Origin of the sequence: Nocardioides sp. NPDC006273, assembly GCF_040613495.1 — a bacterium.
GTDB lineage: Bacteria > Actinomycetota > Actinomycetes > Propionibacteriales > Nocardioidaceae > Nocardioides.
Map to the genome: position 1 here is coordinate 1 of NZ_JBEXSD010000029.1, position 14,912 is coordinate 14,912.

Below are 14,912 nucleotides of genomic sequence, written 5' to 3' on the forward strand. Positions count from 1 at the left end.
ATCGGCATCGGACGAACCCACACCGGAACCGACATCCTGCTCCTCGTCCAAGACCTCGACGTACGCATCCTCAACGCCGCCACCGGCGAGATCCTCCGCGAACTCACCATCGACCCCGCCCGCGACTACCACGGCACCGGACGACCACCCCGCCCCCAAAAGCAATAAACCCGAACCCACAACAGTGGGTTCGGGTTATGCCGATGTCCTGAGACATCACACTGAGCCGCCTGTCGGAATCGAACCGACGACCTTCTCATTACGAGGGCATGTCCGCCCAGCATCATGCGCTTACGCACGGCATCAGACGTTGCATCTGTTGCACCGCATTACGCCCTCGGGGGGAATCGGGGGGGAACACATCCCCCGCGTGGTCTGGCATCAGGGCAGAACGAAACGGCGGCGTCGACCAGAAGCAAATGCAGCTTCTCGGCCTGGCCAATGGCCTAACCCCGACGACCGGTCGACGCGAAGAGATCACCCGTGACCCGCTGGCTCTACGACGAGGCACGCGATGCCATGTACACGGATCCCCGACGGCTGGCAGCTGCTCGGTCTCAGCACCTGGCGCTGCTAGAGCAGCGACCTTAAGACACTGTGCAGTCGGTTGGCCTACGGATGCAGCTTGAGGGTCGCGTCCCACTTCTCTGGCTGGCCGATCGGATCATCGACATCGGCTCGAGGTCGTGCCCGCGGGTTCCATCTAGCCGTGACAGTCAGCCCGGTTCCCCGTCGGACGATGTCGACCACGGCTACCTGTGCGTGCTCCAGTGATGCGTCGTCGGATAGATCGAGGGTGTCTTCGATGATGGCGTCGTGCTCAGACGTTCCGTCACCCAAGAGCACAGAGAATGTCCATCCGTGCTCACGTCGTAAGACGACCGCGGCGTGCTGGCGAGCACGGAACACGGTCCCAGCTGGCCATTCCGGAGTCGGCATGCCGCCAGTGTGACAAAGGGACTGGCCGTTGGAAGCCCAATCTGCCCAAAGTGCTGCGGATTGGTCGTTCCAAAATCGTGAGGCAGCGCGTCAGGGGCGGTGTTGACCGACAAGGCTCAACACAACGCCCCCCAGAGCCTTGGCCATACGGACCGGAACAGCGTTCCCGATCTGCCGCTCGATTGCGCCATACCCCCCGGCAAACTGGTACGTCGCCGGGAATGTCTGCAACGTGGCGGCTTCGCGCAGCGTGATGCCCCGGTTCTCCGTGGGATGGATGAACGAGCCGCAAGCTGGTGTCGTACAACGAGTCGTCATCGTGGGTGCAGGCTGGTCAAGTCGGAGACGACCGTATGAGCTCGCTGCTGAGCGGCTCCGCGCCCCGAGTCGCACGTGACAGTCGAGTTGCAGCTCCCGCGGCAGGTCGAACCTCGACCCGCCAATCGGCACCGCTTCGACACGACGGGCCACGGTTTCACTAAGCCTGCGAGAGCGGTCGAGCGGGTCGCCCGGAACCAGTTCGTCCGCCAACTGCTGAAAGGCCGTCCGGACAGACAGATCGGGGGCGAGATCCCCGTCGAGGCCGACTGACGAGAGGCTCTCGGGCAAGCGCGATCGAAGACCCCGGGCAGCGAGGATGATGAGTCGCTTCCGTCGTTGTGGAACGCCAAACTCGACTGCGTTCACCTTGTACTGCTTGCTGGCGTACCCCAGATCCGTTAGGGCACCCACCAGGCGCCTCGCGCGTGCGTCGCGGCCAAGGCCTGGCACATTCTCCAGCAGTACGGACTGCGGCCGAAGCGCCCGAACAAAGCGGATGGTGTGCAGAACGAGATCGTTCTGCTCTTCGTTGACGGTTACCCGCCCTTCCGCCATCGAGGAGAACCCTTGACAAGGCGGGCACGCCTTCAGCAGCGTCAGGTCTCCAGGCTTGAGGTCCAGAGCCCGCAGAACATGGCTCGCTGGCACCTTGCGGATGTCCGCGTCCCAGAGCCGAACGTCCGGGTGGTTGAGCCTGTAGGACGCGGCCGCGTCAGGGTCGTTCTCGATGGCCCCGACGACATCAAACCCAGCGGATCGCAATCCCTCGGTGGCGCCCCCGGCCCCTGCATACAAGTCCAAGGCGGTCCGCGTCATGAGGGAATCCTAGCGGTGAACGCTGCCAGCCGCGCGGTAGATCCACCTGGTCGACGAGGGCGATTTGCACTACGGAGCAGCACCAATGCCCCTACCGTGGTCGCTGTGACCGAGGCAACAGAGACAACCGTAGCCAACAACCAGGGGTCCGCGTACAGCATGCGCTTGTCTCGGCTCACGGTGGACAAGTTGGGCGTCAAGCTCTACGACAAGGCGAGCGCCGTGGTGGCCGAGCTGATCGCGAACTCGTATGACGCAGACGCCGAGGAAGTCCACGTGACCCTGCCGCTTGGCACTGCCTTGGCCAAGAAGGAAGAGGACGGCAGCATCACCGACAGCGAGTACAAGGTTGTGGTCGCTGACAACGGCCACGGCATGACGCCGGTGGAGGCGCAGAGGTATTTCCTCGTGGTCGGATCCGATCGGCGTACGCGAGCGGCGGCTGGCGCTAAGTCGCGACAGAAGTTGCGGCCGGTTATGGGCCGCAAAGGCATCGGGAAATTGGCGCCGTTTGGGATCTGCAAGCAGATTGAGGTGAGATCTGCCGGAGGCGATAAGACCGACGAGGGGTACCGCGTCAGTCACTTTACCCTTGACTTCGACTCAATCCTTACAGACGAAGAGGGCGAGGTTGCCATCGACGCCGGCCCCGATGACCGGACTTGGTCGGACACGCATGGGACCACAATCACGCTGTCGGTCTTTCTGCCAAAGCGGGTGCCGGACGTGGCGACCTTTACGCGGCAAGTCGCACGGCGGTTCGCGCTGGCGAAGGAAGATTTCACGATCCACATTCACAATTCCCGCGACAGCATTATTCCCGAGAACAAAGACTTCACCATCCCGAAGTTCCAGGTCGACATCAACGATGCAACAAAGATCGACCTGAGCGCACGGCCGGTCCCTTTCGGCGACCGGCACCTGTCGGTAACTGGATGGCTCGGCTTTGGGAAAAACGCGATCAGGGACGAAGAGGAGGCGGGCGTTCGCATCTACGCCCGCGGGAAGATCGTCGCAACGACACGTGACTTTGAACAGCCAGCCGGATTCACTGGCGAGTTCACTATGCGTTCGTATCTCGTCGGGGAGATCCATGCCGAGTGGCTCGACGATGACGATGAGGAAGACCTCGTACGCACCGACAGGCAGGGAATTCTGTGGGATTCCGACTACGGCGAGGCCCTCCGAGCGTGGGGCGCGACCTTGGTAAAGGAGATCGCTAAGAAGTCAGCAGGCCCTCGTCGCAAGTCGAAGGTTGAGACTTTTCTCAAGAACTCGAACCTCGAACGGCGGGCTCACGAGCGCTATGGCGAAAACAGAGCAGTTGTGGACGCCGTCCTGGATTTTGGTAAGAAAATCGGCGGCATGGCCCAAGAGGATGAATTAGCGGACCAAGATTATGTTGATGAGTTGGTAGACCTTGTCCTTATGGTCGGCCCACACCAGGCGCTCATCCGATCCTTTCAAGCGATTTCAAAGCTGGAAGACAAGACCATCGACGAACTCGTGCCACTCTTCGCCCACACGCGCACAGCCGAGTTGGCAAGCTACGCGCAGATTGCACAGCAGCGAGTAGATGCGATCAACGAACTTCGGAAGGTAATCGACAATCCAGATGTCGTAGAGGAAAACTTGCAGAACCTAATCGCACGTGCGCCATGGCTGATCCGGCCCGATTGGTCAGTCATCAGCGAGAACCAGTCCCTCAAGACGTTCCGGGACAGGTTCACGGTTTTCTTCAAGACTCAGTACGGCCAGGATCTCGATATTGCAATCGCGTACGAGAAGAAGCGGCCCGACTTCACGGCCGTACATCTTGGCCGGCAGCTGCACATCGTGGAGCTGAAGAAGCCGAATCACAAGTTCGCTCACCCGGACTACATTCGACTACAAAATTACATCGACGCATTCGAGGAATTCTTCGAACGCCACAAGGAAATTTCCGGCGCATTTTCAGAAGGCTGGGTAATCGACCTAATTGCCGACGCCGTCGATATCAAAGATCCAACTGCGAAGAGAGCCTACAAATCAGCGGAGAAGGAAGGGCTGGTTATTCGTAAGACTTGGTACGACTTCATCTCGACGGCCAGCGACGCACACGCCCAATTTCTGGACGCCCACGACCTGGCGCAGAAGATGCTCATCGAGGACGACGAAGATTAACCAGCTTCCCCCGTGTCACCTATCCGCTCGTCACTTCATACATTGATGTCACTCTTTGCCGGATCGTATCTCTGGCGCGGCGTAAGTCGCATCAAGCCAGTTGGTTCCGACACGCCAGCAACCCTGCAACTCCAATTTGACCACGAGTCGGCCTAGGTGGCGGATAGTTTCACCGTTGGCGATGCAATCAGCCTTGGCACTCAATCGGCCTTGGCGGCGCGATAAGCATTAGTGGGGAACATGCATAGAACGGCGGTCGCATCATCGTGGCGCTTACCGCGAAACTTCCCAGTGCCGCTTTCATCGACAGTGCGAACGTGTCCGATCAGTTCTCGGGGTCCTATCTCGAGGAGGCGCATCGTGTCGGCCCACTCACCACCGTGGCGCTCCACAAGCGTGGCAGCACCATCGGTGAGAAGTGCCGCCGCCCGGATCTGTTGGACCGGCCCGCCGTCGTTTAGATCTAGCGTGCCGGCGACGGCCATACCCCCCGCTTCCGGGCGCGTACTGGCGACCCAAAATCCGTCAGGGGAGTTCCGAAGCTTGCTGATTCCCGCGACGGAATAGTCCGGGAGGTGATCAATCCTGTCATCGGTGATCGCGGTGACTGTGCCGTCGTTTCGCTGGATCGCGATTGGCGAGTCCGCCAGGACCAGGTAGTCGATCTCCTGGCTACGCCTGCGAAGCATCGCAACGGTGCTCGACGGGCTGTTCGGGTTCGACAGGTCGCATGTGCTCGCGTGCGCGCAGTTCACGCCCTCGATCGCGTCGGTGAGAATGTCGCCGAGGCTGTCGTCCGATGTCGTCAGCCGCACAAGCAGTTGTCCGGCGAGAGTTCGGACCAGCCACGGCACGTCGTGGATGCATCCGGTGTCGAGGCCCGTTACGGGCGACGCACCATCAAGCACCACCGCGAAGTTCTGGCCGACCAGGACAAAGTCCTCGTTAACTGGATGGTCTGGGGAAGCCTCGGAATAGGACCGTGCGTCTAGTCCGAATGCATCTGCGGTTGTGTCGGTGCTGGTCACGCTGGAGCCTCGAATTCGTAAGCGAAGGTATGACGGTCTCCCGCCAGGATGGACCGGAAGACCTCGACGGGGCCGGCCTCAGTGAAGGCAATGCGGTGCAGTTCCACGACTGTGGTGCCCCTCGACAGGTGGAGCGCACTTACCTCCTCCGGTGTCGGCTGCCGTGAGGCGAGTTCCTCCCGAAACTTCGTCAACTTGTGGCCGCACTCCTCTAGGCGCGCGTATCCCCCTCCCGGGCCGGTGTCTTCCTGCATGATTGCGGTGCCCTCGACCACCTCCAGGCGGTAGTAGCTGTCCCCGAGTTGGGTGGGTACCCCTTCCAGCAGCGTCCGACGCCGACGCGCGAAAACCTCGGTGCCAGCAGAAATATCGAACCACTCGGCTACCCAGGCTGGCGCAGGCACGGTTTCGAGCGCGAGGATCTCCTGAGTCCAGGTCAGACCAGCCGTTTCCGCCTCGGCCTGGAACGGAGCCTTGCCCCCGTCGCGGACCGCGCGGGAGTAGCGATCTGACCCGAGACGGATCATCGGCGGAAGCTGCCGCACGAACGCGCCAGCCCCCTTGCGGGTCTCTACGAGGCCCTCTCCCTTGAGCGCGTCGATTGCGTTCCTAGCGGTCTGGTAGGCGACGCCGTACGTCTCCATGAGTTGCGATGTCGACGGCACACGATCGCCCGGGGCGAGATCGCCGGAGCGGATCGCTGCACGCAGATGGTCCGCGATCTGTTGCGCGGGTGACTTCGGGTCTGACTGATCAATGGCCACTCTGAAACTTTCTCACACATATCTAGTCAAGTGAGGAACGGCCGTGCTACGGTCCACCTATCCACCTAACTAGATAGGTGACATTGGAGGAGTTCAGATGAACCATGCGCACGAACCACGCACTACGCGAACGGCTGCCGAGGGGCCGACGCAGGCCGACCTCGACGCCATTGAGGCTGAGTGGCCGCAGATCTCAGCTGAGCGCGACCTGGTCGACGCCGAGTGCCGCCTACTCGCCGATCCGGCCGACGTGCTCGCCAAGCGGGCCCATCGCCGGGCGGTGAGCGCGCTCCTGCATCTGCTGGTTCAGCAGGCCAACCACGACGCGGCCAAGGCCGCGCCTGTCTACATGCTCACCAACTTTGGCCCGGCCGACCCGGCCGAGGCCGCCTGAATCTCGGGAAGGAACCTCGTCATGGTTACTGCACCCCTCGTCCTCATCCTGGGCGTCATCGCTTTCTTCATGACCAAGGGCACCGCGTCGACCATCGCCGCCACCATCGTGAACATCTTGTTCGGGATCGCGCTGGCTTCCACGCTCATCGGCCCGCCGATGATCCAGGGCTTAGAGGCCGGATCCAACGCCGTTGTTCAGGGCATCTCCGACGCCATCAAGGCGGGTCTCTGATGGCTACCGCGCTCCTGGTCCTCGGCTGCGTCGTGCTGATCGCCGAGTGGATCTATTCCGTCCTCAAGGACCGCAAGGACACCTCCTCCCCCGAGGAGCGGTCATGACCACCGACGAGAGCCCCCGCGAGGACGGGCCGGAGCTGCTGACGCTGTGGCGGCTGCGGACCCCCGGTGCCGAGATCCACATCGAGGAGCGGCCAACCCGAACCGGCGTCGTCCTCCTGTGCGAGGAGGAGATCTCCTCCCGTGGCGATGCCCTGACTAGCCGCCAGCCGGAGGCCCGGGTCCGGAACCCGCACGCACCGATGTGCGCCGGCTGCCTGGCCGCACTGGACCAGCAGCACTGATCGAGATCTGAGGAGACATGACGCGCCATGACGGACGAGCCGTGCCAGTCCTGCGAGCAGCTTCGCCGCGAGTTGCACGCGGAACGGGAGCGCACCGGGCTGCTGGTCCGGGGTCTGGCCGCCGTTCTCGCGCTGCTCGATGCCGAACAGATCGACCCGTCGATGGCTAAGCGCCGGTTGCTCGCGATCGTGCATCACCGCCTGACCCACCTGATGACCCAGACCAACGGAAGGACTCGACGATGACTGACTACTACCCGATGAACGGGACCGCACCGGATAGCCCGGCCGCTCTGTTCGAGAACCGGATCGGCCTCGCCGAGGCCGACCAGACCGACTACGAGGACGCTGAGCGCGTCGACGTGTTCGAGGGCACGGTCCTGGCCGTGGTCGACCAGATCGACACCACCACCCCGTTCACCGAGAGCGACCAGGACGACGACACCGAGTCTGTCGAGTCCACCGAGTCCGCCGAGTCGGGCGAACCGGTCGACCTGCCCTCCACGTTCACCTGGGCCGCCCCTGACCGGGCCGCTGGTGAGCGTGCGCCGATCATCCCGCCGTGGCTGCGCTCTGCTGAGGCTTGCAAGGCCGCGGCGCGTCAGGCCGTGTCGGCTGCGAGCTATCACACCGCGTTCCACGCGGTCCGCACCCCGGTCTACACCGTGAAGACGCTGGGCTACTCGGTCATCGGTTTCGGCCGGATGACCGGGAAGGTCACCCGGTGGGTGCGTGCCGAGGAGGGCAACTACGAGCTGCGACAGAAGGCCGCCGAGACCAACGACGCCTACACCTGGCAGGCCCTGAACAAGATCCGGGAGCGTGAAGCCCGGGGCCGCATGTGGGGTCTCGCGATCGCCACCGCCGCCACCCTGATCGTGATCGCCATCCTGGCCGTGACTGGCCTCCTGGCGCCGGTTCTGTGGGCCGCCCTCGCCGCACTGATCGTGGTCACCGCCCGCGCCGGCCGACCGGCTGACAAGCCGATCCTCGGCCGGGTCGCGACGGGTCGCCGGTTCACCAAGCTGACCGGTGACCTGGTCCGCAACTCCCTGGTCTCGCTGGCCGTACGCGGCATCACCACCCCTGAGCAGATCGAGTTCTGTCACCCCGGCATCCACCGCGACGGCCCTGGCTGGCTGGCCCGGGTCAACCTGCCCGAGGGTGTCACCGCGGTGAAGGTGCTCGAACGCCGCGACGGCCTGGCCTCGGCGCTGCGGATCCCGGTCGACCAGGTCTGGCCGTCGGCCGGGCCCGACCACCCCGGACAGCTCGACCTGTGGGTGGGCTACAAGCCCGCCTCAGAGATGGGACAGCCGACCTGGTCGCTGGCTGCCGAGAACGCGCGTACGTCGTTCTTCGAGCCTGCCGAGTTCGGCAGTGACGAGCGCTCCCGCCCGATCGAGACGACCCTGTTTCAGCGCTCGTACCTGATCGGTGGCCAGCCCGGTTCGGGTAAGTCCTATGCGGCCCGTGCGCTGATCGCGATCGCGATGCTCGACCCGAACTGTGAGCTCAAGATCGCCGAATTTAAGGGGACCGGTGACTTCCTCGACCTTGAGCCCTTGTGCTCGACCTACGTCGTCGGGGTCGATGATGAAGCGCTGGACCAGGGAGCATCGATCGGGCGGTGGCTGGTGGTCGAGGCCGAGAAGCGCGGGAAGCGGATCCTGGCCGCCCGCAAGCGCGGTGAGGCTCCTCAGGGCAAGGTCACCCCCGAGCTGGCTGCCAAGCCCGGTTCTGGCCTGCACCCGGTGTGTGTGGTCATCGATGAGGCCCACGAGCTGTTCCTGCACTCCCCAGACGCCGCCTCTGACTTCGAGCGTGCGATCAAGCGTCTGCGTGCTCTCGGTATCTGCGTGATCCTGGCGACCCAGATCCCCGACAAGGCCTCGCTGCCCCCGGGCATCACCCGCTGTGTCACCAACCGCTGGTGCCTCTCGGTCGCTGGCCAGGTCGAGAACGACATGATCCTCGGCACCGGCGCCTACAAGCGCGGGCTGACCGGCACCGTCTACCGGCCCGTGTTCGATGCCGGATGGGGCTGCATGACCGGTGGCGCGTCCCCGGTCGCTGCCCGCTCCCAGTTCCCCGCCGAGGAGGTCTGGGCCGACATGGTCGCCCGCGCCACCTCCCTGCGCGGCGGCGTCGCGGTCGGTGCTCCGATCGAGACGGCTCCGGCCCGGGACCTGCTCGCGGACCTGACCGAGGTCGCCGCCTCCAACGGCCAACACTGGTCCAGCGCCGCCGAGGCCCTCACCGAGTCCTGGCCCGAGGCCTACACCCACCTGAGCGCTGACGCTCTGTCCGACATGGCACGCACCGCCGGACTCGCCTCGGTCGACGTCAAGATCGCCGGCACCGTCCGCAAGGGCTACCGCCGCGCCGACCTCAACAAGCTGCGCGCCGACCGCGACGAGGCCCAGAACGACACCGCGAGCGAGGCCCCGACAGACATCGAAAAGGAGGGGTAGCGCCGGAGGTAGCGGCCCACCACCCGGTAGCGACCTCGCTACCCACCCCGCTACCACCAAACCCAGCCCTGACCAGCACAGACGTTCGAAGGTAGCGGGTAGCGAACCTCCCCGAGACCACCAGAAACCAACCCAGGAGACAGATTCCATGACACCGCTCACCGTCGCTACCCTCGCGGCCGCCGTGCTCATCACGCTGGCCACTGGGATCTACGCCACCATATGCCGCGAACTCCCGTTCAAGCCCTGCCGCCGTTGCCAAGGCACCGGCTCCCGCACCACCGGAACCGTGTTCCGCAAGCTCCGAGCCTGCCGCACCTGCCGAGGCACCGGCACCCGCCTCCGCACCGGGCGCGCGCTCTACAACCACGCCAAGCGGATCCACACCGAGGCCACCACCACAACCCTGCCGCCCCAGCGCGACCCGAACCAGCCGCCCCAGCGCCCCGGCTGGTAACCCTCCGCCTCGCTCTCCGGGCCCTCAGTAGCCCAGGTCCCTACCCGACCCATGCCTAAAACGCCCATCTGACCAGCAAAAACAGCCTCCAAGACACGGAAAGAGAATCGCCATGAACACCGCTGCTACTCCCCGCTTCGGCCGCCCCTCCGGCCTCGCTTCTGTCGGCTACGGCATGACCTTCGTCGGGTTCGTGCAGGTCGCCGTGACGATCGCCCCGCAGGTGGCCGCGATGATCCCCTCCGCCGGCGCCGCTGCTCCCGCTGTCGGCGTGGCCGTCGCCCTGGCCGCCGACGTCGTATGGGCCGCTCTCGGCCACACCACGATCCAGGCCTACAAGTCCGGCCAGCGGGCCGCCGCTTACGGCTTCGGTGCCGCTACGGCGGTGGCTGTGGCCGTCTCTACGGTCCTGCTGGCCGCTGTCGGTCACATGGGCCCGTGGAGCGCGATTCCGGCGCTGGCCGCGCTGCTGCTGGTCGCGGACGGGATCCGTGACCAGGTGACCGTCTCGGCCGAGACCGCCGCGATCATCCGAGCCCGAACCGCCGAGATCCGCGACCAGCGCGCCCTAGCCGTAATCGAGGCGCGCCACGAGGCCCACATGGAGACCATCACCGGCTACCGCGAGTCGGCCCGGCTTGCTGCCCGCACTCACGCTCTGGCCGAGATCAAGGTGACCGTTGAGCGCGCCGAGAACAAGGCCGCCAAGCGCCTCACGACCTCCGCTGAGAAGCACGCCGCCGGAGCGGTCGCCTATCGCGAGCTGATCGGTCGGCAGTCGGCCGCCAACCCTGACAACGAAGCTGACATCGAGGGTGACACCGACCCTGACGACGAGCCCGACGCGATCGCCGCTTCTGCGCCCGCTGTCGGTGCCGCTCCGATGCTGACTGTCATCCCTGACATGTACGACGAGGACGACGACGCCGAGGGCCGCACCGGCCTGTGCGCCATCTGCGACGAGGCGCTGAACGAGGACGACGGTGACCAGGTCCATTCTGCCTGCGCCGCGATCGAGATGCGCTCTGCCGGGCTGCCCGTGGCCGAGGTCGCTGCCCTGCTCAAGGTCACCGAGCGGACCGTCTACCGCTGGGCCAACAGCAAGGCCGCGGGTGCGTGATGAGCCGTCGTGTACGTCGCCGCTACGTGCAGCGTCGCCGCCACTGGTGGCGCGACCTGATCACCAGCGAGTTCTACGCCGCAGCTCACGCCTGGTTCCTCGCAGCTGAGGCCGAATCCCTGGGCTACGCAACCGAACTCGAGGAGTACGCCGCCGCGCACCCGCGACCCACCTTGCAGGGCTTCATGGTCGCCCTCGCCCGCCCCGACCGGCACCACCCGCACAACAACCAGCACGACGACCAGCACGACACCGAGGAAGGACAGACCAATGACGCAGCCTGACACCCTTAACATCGCCCTGGACTACGCCGCCCGTGGCTGGCGCATCTTCCCGCTGCTGCCCGGCACCAAGCGGCCGGCGCGGCCCAACCACCGCGAGCGCGACTGCACCGGCACTGACCCGCGTTGCCGCAACAGTCACACCGGTTGGGACGCCCGCGCCACCACCGACATCACCCGGATCCGCCGCGCCTGGTCCAGCACCGTCGACAGCCCCGCCTACGGCCTCGGGATCGCCACCGGACCCTCCGGACTCGTCGTGGTCGACCTCGACACCCACAAGCCCGACACCGACATCCCTGAACCTTGGAACCGCTTCGGGATCCGGACCGGCGAAGACGTCCTCGACCACCTCGCCGGAGCCCACGGCGGCACCATCACCCCCACCTTCACCGTGCGTACGCCCTCGGGCGGGACCCACCTGTACTACACCGCCCCCGAGGGTGTCCGGTACGGCAACACCGCCGGGACAATCGGCTGGCTGGTCGACACCCGCGCCCACGGCGGCTACGTCGTCGCTGCCCCCACCGTCCTCGGTTCGAGCTCGTACGTGGTGACCGATGACCGGCCGCCCGCGCCCCTGCCGTGGTTCCTGCTCGACCTCCTCAGCCAACAGCGGCGCACCGCCCCGCCCGCTGCCCCAAAGCGCTTGGATGCCCGCCCTGAGCGCGTTCCGGCCTACGTCGCCGCCGCGGTTAGCGGTGAGGTTCGCAAGGTCGCCGAGGCGATGCCGGGCGAGCACAACCACACCCTGTTCTGTGCCGCCGTCGCTCTCGGTCAGCTCGTCGCCGGCGGAGCCCTGGCCGAGCACACCGCCTACGACGCCCTGACCGATGCCGCCCACGTCCTGATGGCCGGTGGCTGCCGCTGCACCCCTGGCGAGGTCGACTCCACCATCCGCTCCGGGTTCGCCACTGGCGCCCGTAACCCCCGCATCCCGAACACCTCGAGGAGCGCCGCATGAGCACCAGCGACCACTACGACGCGCTCGACGACTTCGCCGGCCCCGGAGGCTGGGACCAGGGAGCGCGCCTGATCGGGCTGCGCCTGTTCGGTGTCGACCACGACCACGCCGCCTGCCAGACCGCCCAGGCCGCCGGACACGAACGAGAGACCGCCGACGTCACCACCCACCCCAGCCCCGCATGGGCCCGGGGCCGAGGACTCGTCTCCTCGCCGTCCTGCACCTTGTTCTCGATGGCCGGATCCGGCGTCGGCCGCTTGGTGCTGGACCCGCTGGCCGATGGCATCCGAGACATCCTGCGCGGGCAGGACCCAGCGACCGTACGGACCCGTACCCGTGACGCGATCTTCCCCGTCGCCCTCGCCGAGGCCCAGCGCGGCAACGCCAAACGCAAAGCTCCCTTGGAGCTCGAGAAGGTCGCCGAGAAGGCCCAGGAAGACGCCAAGATCGCCGCCCTGGTGCTGGAGCCCGCCCGCCGCATCGTCGAGCTTGACCCCGAGTGGGTCGCGCTGGAGCAGGTCCCCGAGGTGCTGCCGCTGTGGCAGGTCTACAAGCACGAGCTGCGCGCCCAGGGCTGGTCCTGCTTCGCCCTGGTCCTCAACGCCGCCGACTACGGCGTTCCCCAGACCCGCCGCCGTGCCATCTTCGGCGCGCACCGCACCCGGGCCATCGCCCCGCCGCCGCCGACCCATGCCGAGCACCCTCAGGATGATGACTTGTTCGGTGACTCGCTGCGCAAGTGGGTGTGCATGGCTGACGCCCTCGGCTGGGGCTGGGAGGACGAGCCCTCCTGCACCGTCTCCTCCGGCGGTACCGCCGCCGGCGGGGCCGAGCCCTTCGCGAACGCCGAGTACCGCAGGCGGCTGCGCGACTACGTCGTCGATCGACGGACCAACAGCAAGGCAGCAGGCGGATCTATGGCCCCGACCGTGACCGTCCCGGTCACTCGGCCCGCCCCGACACTGACCGGGAAAGCGGGCACCCAGTGGGTTATTCGACCAAGCCAACAGTGGATCACCGGACGCCCCGTGACGGTCTCCGTCGCCGAGGCAGGCGTGCTGCAGTCCTTCCCACCCGACTACCGCTGGCAGGGATCCAAGTCCAAGCAGTACGAGCAGGTCGGCAACGCCATCCCGCCCCTATTCGCTGCTCACGTCCTCGCCGCCATCGCCGGACGCACCGTGCCCAGCGCGGAGACCGCCAACGCCGTCTGCACGGCTCGGACCGAGCTTGCCGCGTGATCCCCGACCAACCCGTCCAGCCCGCACCCGACTCGGAGGAGACCAGCATGGCCAGCACCACCAGCACCGCGACCAGCGACCAGGACCAAGGCGGTCAGACCCAGGCCCTCACCCCGGCAGACTTCGACGCTGACGCCGGAGAGTTGCTGCTCAACGAAGTCCGCGAGGCGCTCGCCCGGTACGTCATCCTCCCCGACGAGCACTCCGCCACTGGAGTGGTGCTCTGGATTGCGGCCACCCACGCCGTGCCCGCCTGGGCCCACGCTGCCCGCCTGGTCATCCGAGCCCCGGAGAAGCGGTGCGGCAAGTCGAGGCTGCTCGACCTCGTCGAGGCGATGTGCCACGACCCGCTACTCACCGTGAACGCCTCCCCCTCGGCGGTGTACCGCTCGATCGGGATGAAGACGAAGAACCCGCCCACCATCCTGCTCGACGAGGCCGACACCGTCTTCGGACCCAAGGCCGGAGAGAACGAGGACCTGCGCGGCCTGCTCAACGCTGGCCACCAGCGCAACCGTCCCGCCCTCCGCTACAACGCTGCCAACTCGAGCGTGGAGCGCATCCAGACCTTCGCCATGGCAGCTCTCGCGGGGATCGGCGCGATGCCTGACACCATCGAGGACCGCGCCATCGTCATCCGGATGCGCCGACGCGCGCCGGGTGAGTCCGTCGCGCCGTACCGAACCCGCCGTGATGGTCCAGCCCTGGACAACCTCCGCAACCGGCTGAACCAGTGGGTTAGGGCGCACCTGGATCACCTCGGCACCGCCACTCCCGAGATGCCGGTTGAGGACCGCGCCGCCGACACCTGGGAACCCCTCCTCGCCATCGCCGACCTCGCCGGAGGCCCCTGGCCCGACCTCGCTCGCGAAGCCTGCGTCACCCTGACCGAGACCCGCGACGCCAACGCACAGACCACCCTGCAAACGCGCCTGCTGACCGACTGCCGCGCCGCGTTCGGTGACTCCGAGGCGCTGCCCACCGCCGTGCTCCTGGAGCGCCTCAAGGCCGATATCGAGGCCCCGTGGGCGACCTACCAGAACAACGGGCTGACCGCGATGAAGCTCGGGTTCCTGCTGCGTGACTTCGACATCCGCTCCGACACCATCCGCTTCGACACCGGACAGGCCAAGGGCTACCAGCGCACCGCGTTCGCCGACGCGTGGGCCCGCTACTGCGCCCCCGCCGCAGAGTCACAGCTCCTCGTCTCGACCTGCCTGGTCTGCCGCCAACCGTTGGCCCACGACGACGGCAGCCACACCCACCCGACGTGCGATCCGGAGGTCGGTCGATGACAACAGCGACCACGGTTCTACGGCCCCAAGCCGTACCAGCCGTACCAGCCGTACCAAGACACTGTTTCCCCA

Annotated in this window: 15 protein-coding genes; 12 read left to right on the plus strand and 3 right to left on the minus strand. The window is 66.1% G+C overall.

The window, feature by feature from the left end:
* Positions 1-1,029: 1,029 nt before the first annotated feature.
* Positions 1,030-2,076: a DNA cytosine methyltransferase gene (locus tag ABZZ22_RS14140; RefSeq protein WP_354932313.1), complete on the minus strand. Its 1,047-nt coding sequence runs from the start codon at positions 2,074-2,076 to the stop codon at positions 1,030-1,032.
* Positions 2,077-2,181: 105 nt separating this feature from the next.
* Here ABZZ22_RS14140 and ABZZ22_RS14145 point away from each other — a divergent pair, with 105 nt between their 5' ends.
* On the plus strand, positions 2,182-4,239 hold the full coding sequence (locus ABZZ22_RS14145; protein WP_354932315.1) for an ATP-binding protein: 2,058 nt from the start codon (positions 2,182-2,184) through the stop codon (positions 4,237-4,239).
* 200 nt (positions 4,240-4,439) lie between these two features.
* Here the strand turns inward: ABZZ22_RS14145 and ABZZ22_RS14150 are convergent, their stop codons facing one another.
* Complete coding sequence (locus tag ABZZ22_RS14150) at positions 4,440-5,267, minus strand: protein phosphatase 2C domain-containing protein (protein WP_354932317.1); 828 nt, start codon at positions 5,265-5,267, stop codon at positions 4,440-4,442.
* Positions 5,264-6,031 carry a GntR family transcriptional regulator gene (locus ABZZ22_RS14155; protein WP_354932319.1) on the minus strand — a complete coding sequence of 256 codons (768 nt, stop codon included), beginning with the start codon at positions 6,029-6,031 and terminating at the stop codon, positions 5,264-5,266. Before ABZZ22_RS14155 ends, ABZZ22_RS14150 begins: the two co-directional genes overlap by 4 nt.
* A gap of 97 nt (positions 6,032-6,128) precedes the next feature.
* Here ABZZ22_RS14155 and ABZZ22_RS14160 point away from each other — a divergent pair, with 97 nt between their 5' ends.
* From ABZZ22_RS14160 to ABZZ22_RS14210, 11 genes are all read left to right on the plus strand, one after another.
* Positions 6,129-6,425 carry a DUF6284 family protein gene (locus ABZZ22_RS14160; protein WP_354932321.1) on the plus strand — a complete coding sequence of 99 codons (297 nt, stop codon included), beginning with the start codon at positions 6,129-6,131 and terminating at the stop codon, positions 6,423-6,425.
* Between the two features lie 21 nt (positions 6,426-6,446).
* Entirely contained in the window at positions 6,447-6,659 is a 213-nt protein-coding gene (locus ABZZ22_RS14165; protein ID WP_354932323.1) for a hypothetical protein, read from the plus strand.
* A gap of 103 nt (positions 6,660-6,762) precedes the next feature.
* Positions 6,763-7,008: a hypothetical protein gene (locus ABZZ22_RS14170; protein ID WP_354932325.1), complete on the plus strand. Its 246-nt coding sequence runs from the start codon at positions 6,763-6,765 to the stop codon at positions 7,006-7,008.
* Between the two features lie 27 nt (positions 7,009-7,035).
* Complete coding sequence (locus ABZZ22_RS14175) at positions 7,036-7,254, plus strand: hypothetical protein (protein WP_354932327.1); 219 nt, start codon at positions 7,036-7,038, stop codon at positions 7,252-7,254.
* On the plus strand, positions 7,251-9,482 hold the full coding sequence (locus ABZZ22_RS14180) for an FtsK/SpoIIIE domain-containing protein (protein WP_354932329.1): 2,232 nt from the start codon (positions 7,251-7,253) through the stop codon (positions 9,480-9,482). Before ABZZ22_RS14175 ends, ABZZ22_RS14180 begins: the two co-directional genes overlap by 4 nt.
* A 148-nt stretch (positions 9,483-9,630) precedes the next feature.
* Entirely contained in the window at positions 9,631-9,939 is a 309-nt protein-coding gene (locus ABZZ22_RS14185; RefSeq protein WP_354932331.1) for a hypothetical protein, read from the plus strand.
* Between the two features lie 112 nt (positions 9,940-10,051).
* Positions 10,052-11,059, plus strand: a complete 1,008-nt coding sequence (locus ABZZ22_RS14190) for a helix-turn-helix domain-containing protein (protein ID WP_354932333.1) — start codon at positions 10,052-10,054, stop codon at positions 11,057-11,059.
* Entirely contained in the window at positions 11,059-11,343 is a 285-nt protein-coding gene (locus ABZZ22_RS14195; RefSeq protein WP_354932335.1) for a hypothetical protein, read from the plus strand. The genes ABZZ22_RS14190 and ABZZ22_RS14195 overlap by 1 nt, the downstream gene beginning before the upstream one ends.
* Complete coding sequence (locus ABZZ22_RS14200) at positions 11,330-12,304, plus strand: bifunctional DNA primase/polymerase (protein ID WP_354932337.1); 975 nt, start codon at positions 11,330-11,332, stop codon at positions 12,302-12,304. The genes ABZZ22_RS14195 and ABZZ22_RS14200 overlap by 14 nt, the downstream gene beginning before the upstream one ends.
* Positions 12,301-13,545, plus strand: coding sequence for a DNA cytosine methyltransferase (locus ABZZ22_RS14205; protein ID WP_354932339.1), 1,245 nt, complete (start codon positions 12,301-12,303; stop codon positions 13,543-13,545). Before ABZZ22_RS14200 ends, ABZZ22_RS14205 begins: the two co-directional genes overlap by 4 nt.
* Before the next feature lie 47 nt (positions 13,546-13,592).
* Positions 13,593-14,840 (plus strand): DUF3631 domain-containing protein, encoded by a 1,248-nt coding sequence (locus ABZZ22_RS14210; protein ID WP_354932341.1) that lies wholly within the window; start codon positions 13,593-13,595, stop codon positions 14,838-14,840.
* Positions 14,841-14,912: the final 72 nt, after the last annotated feature.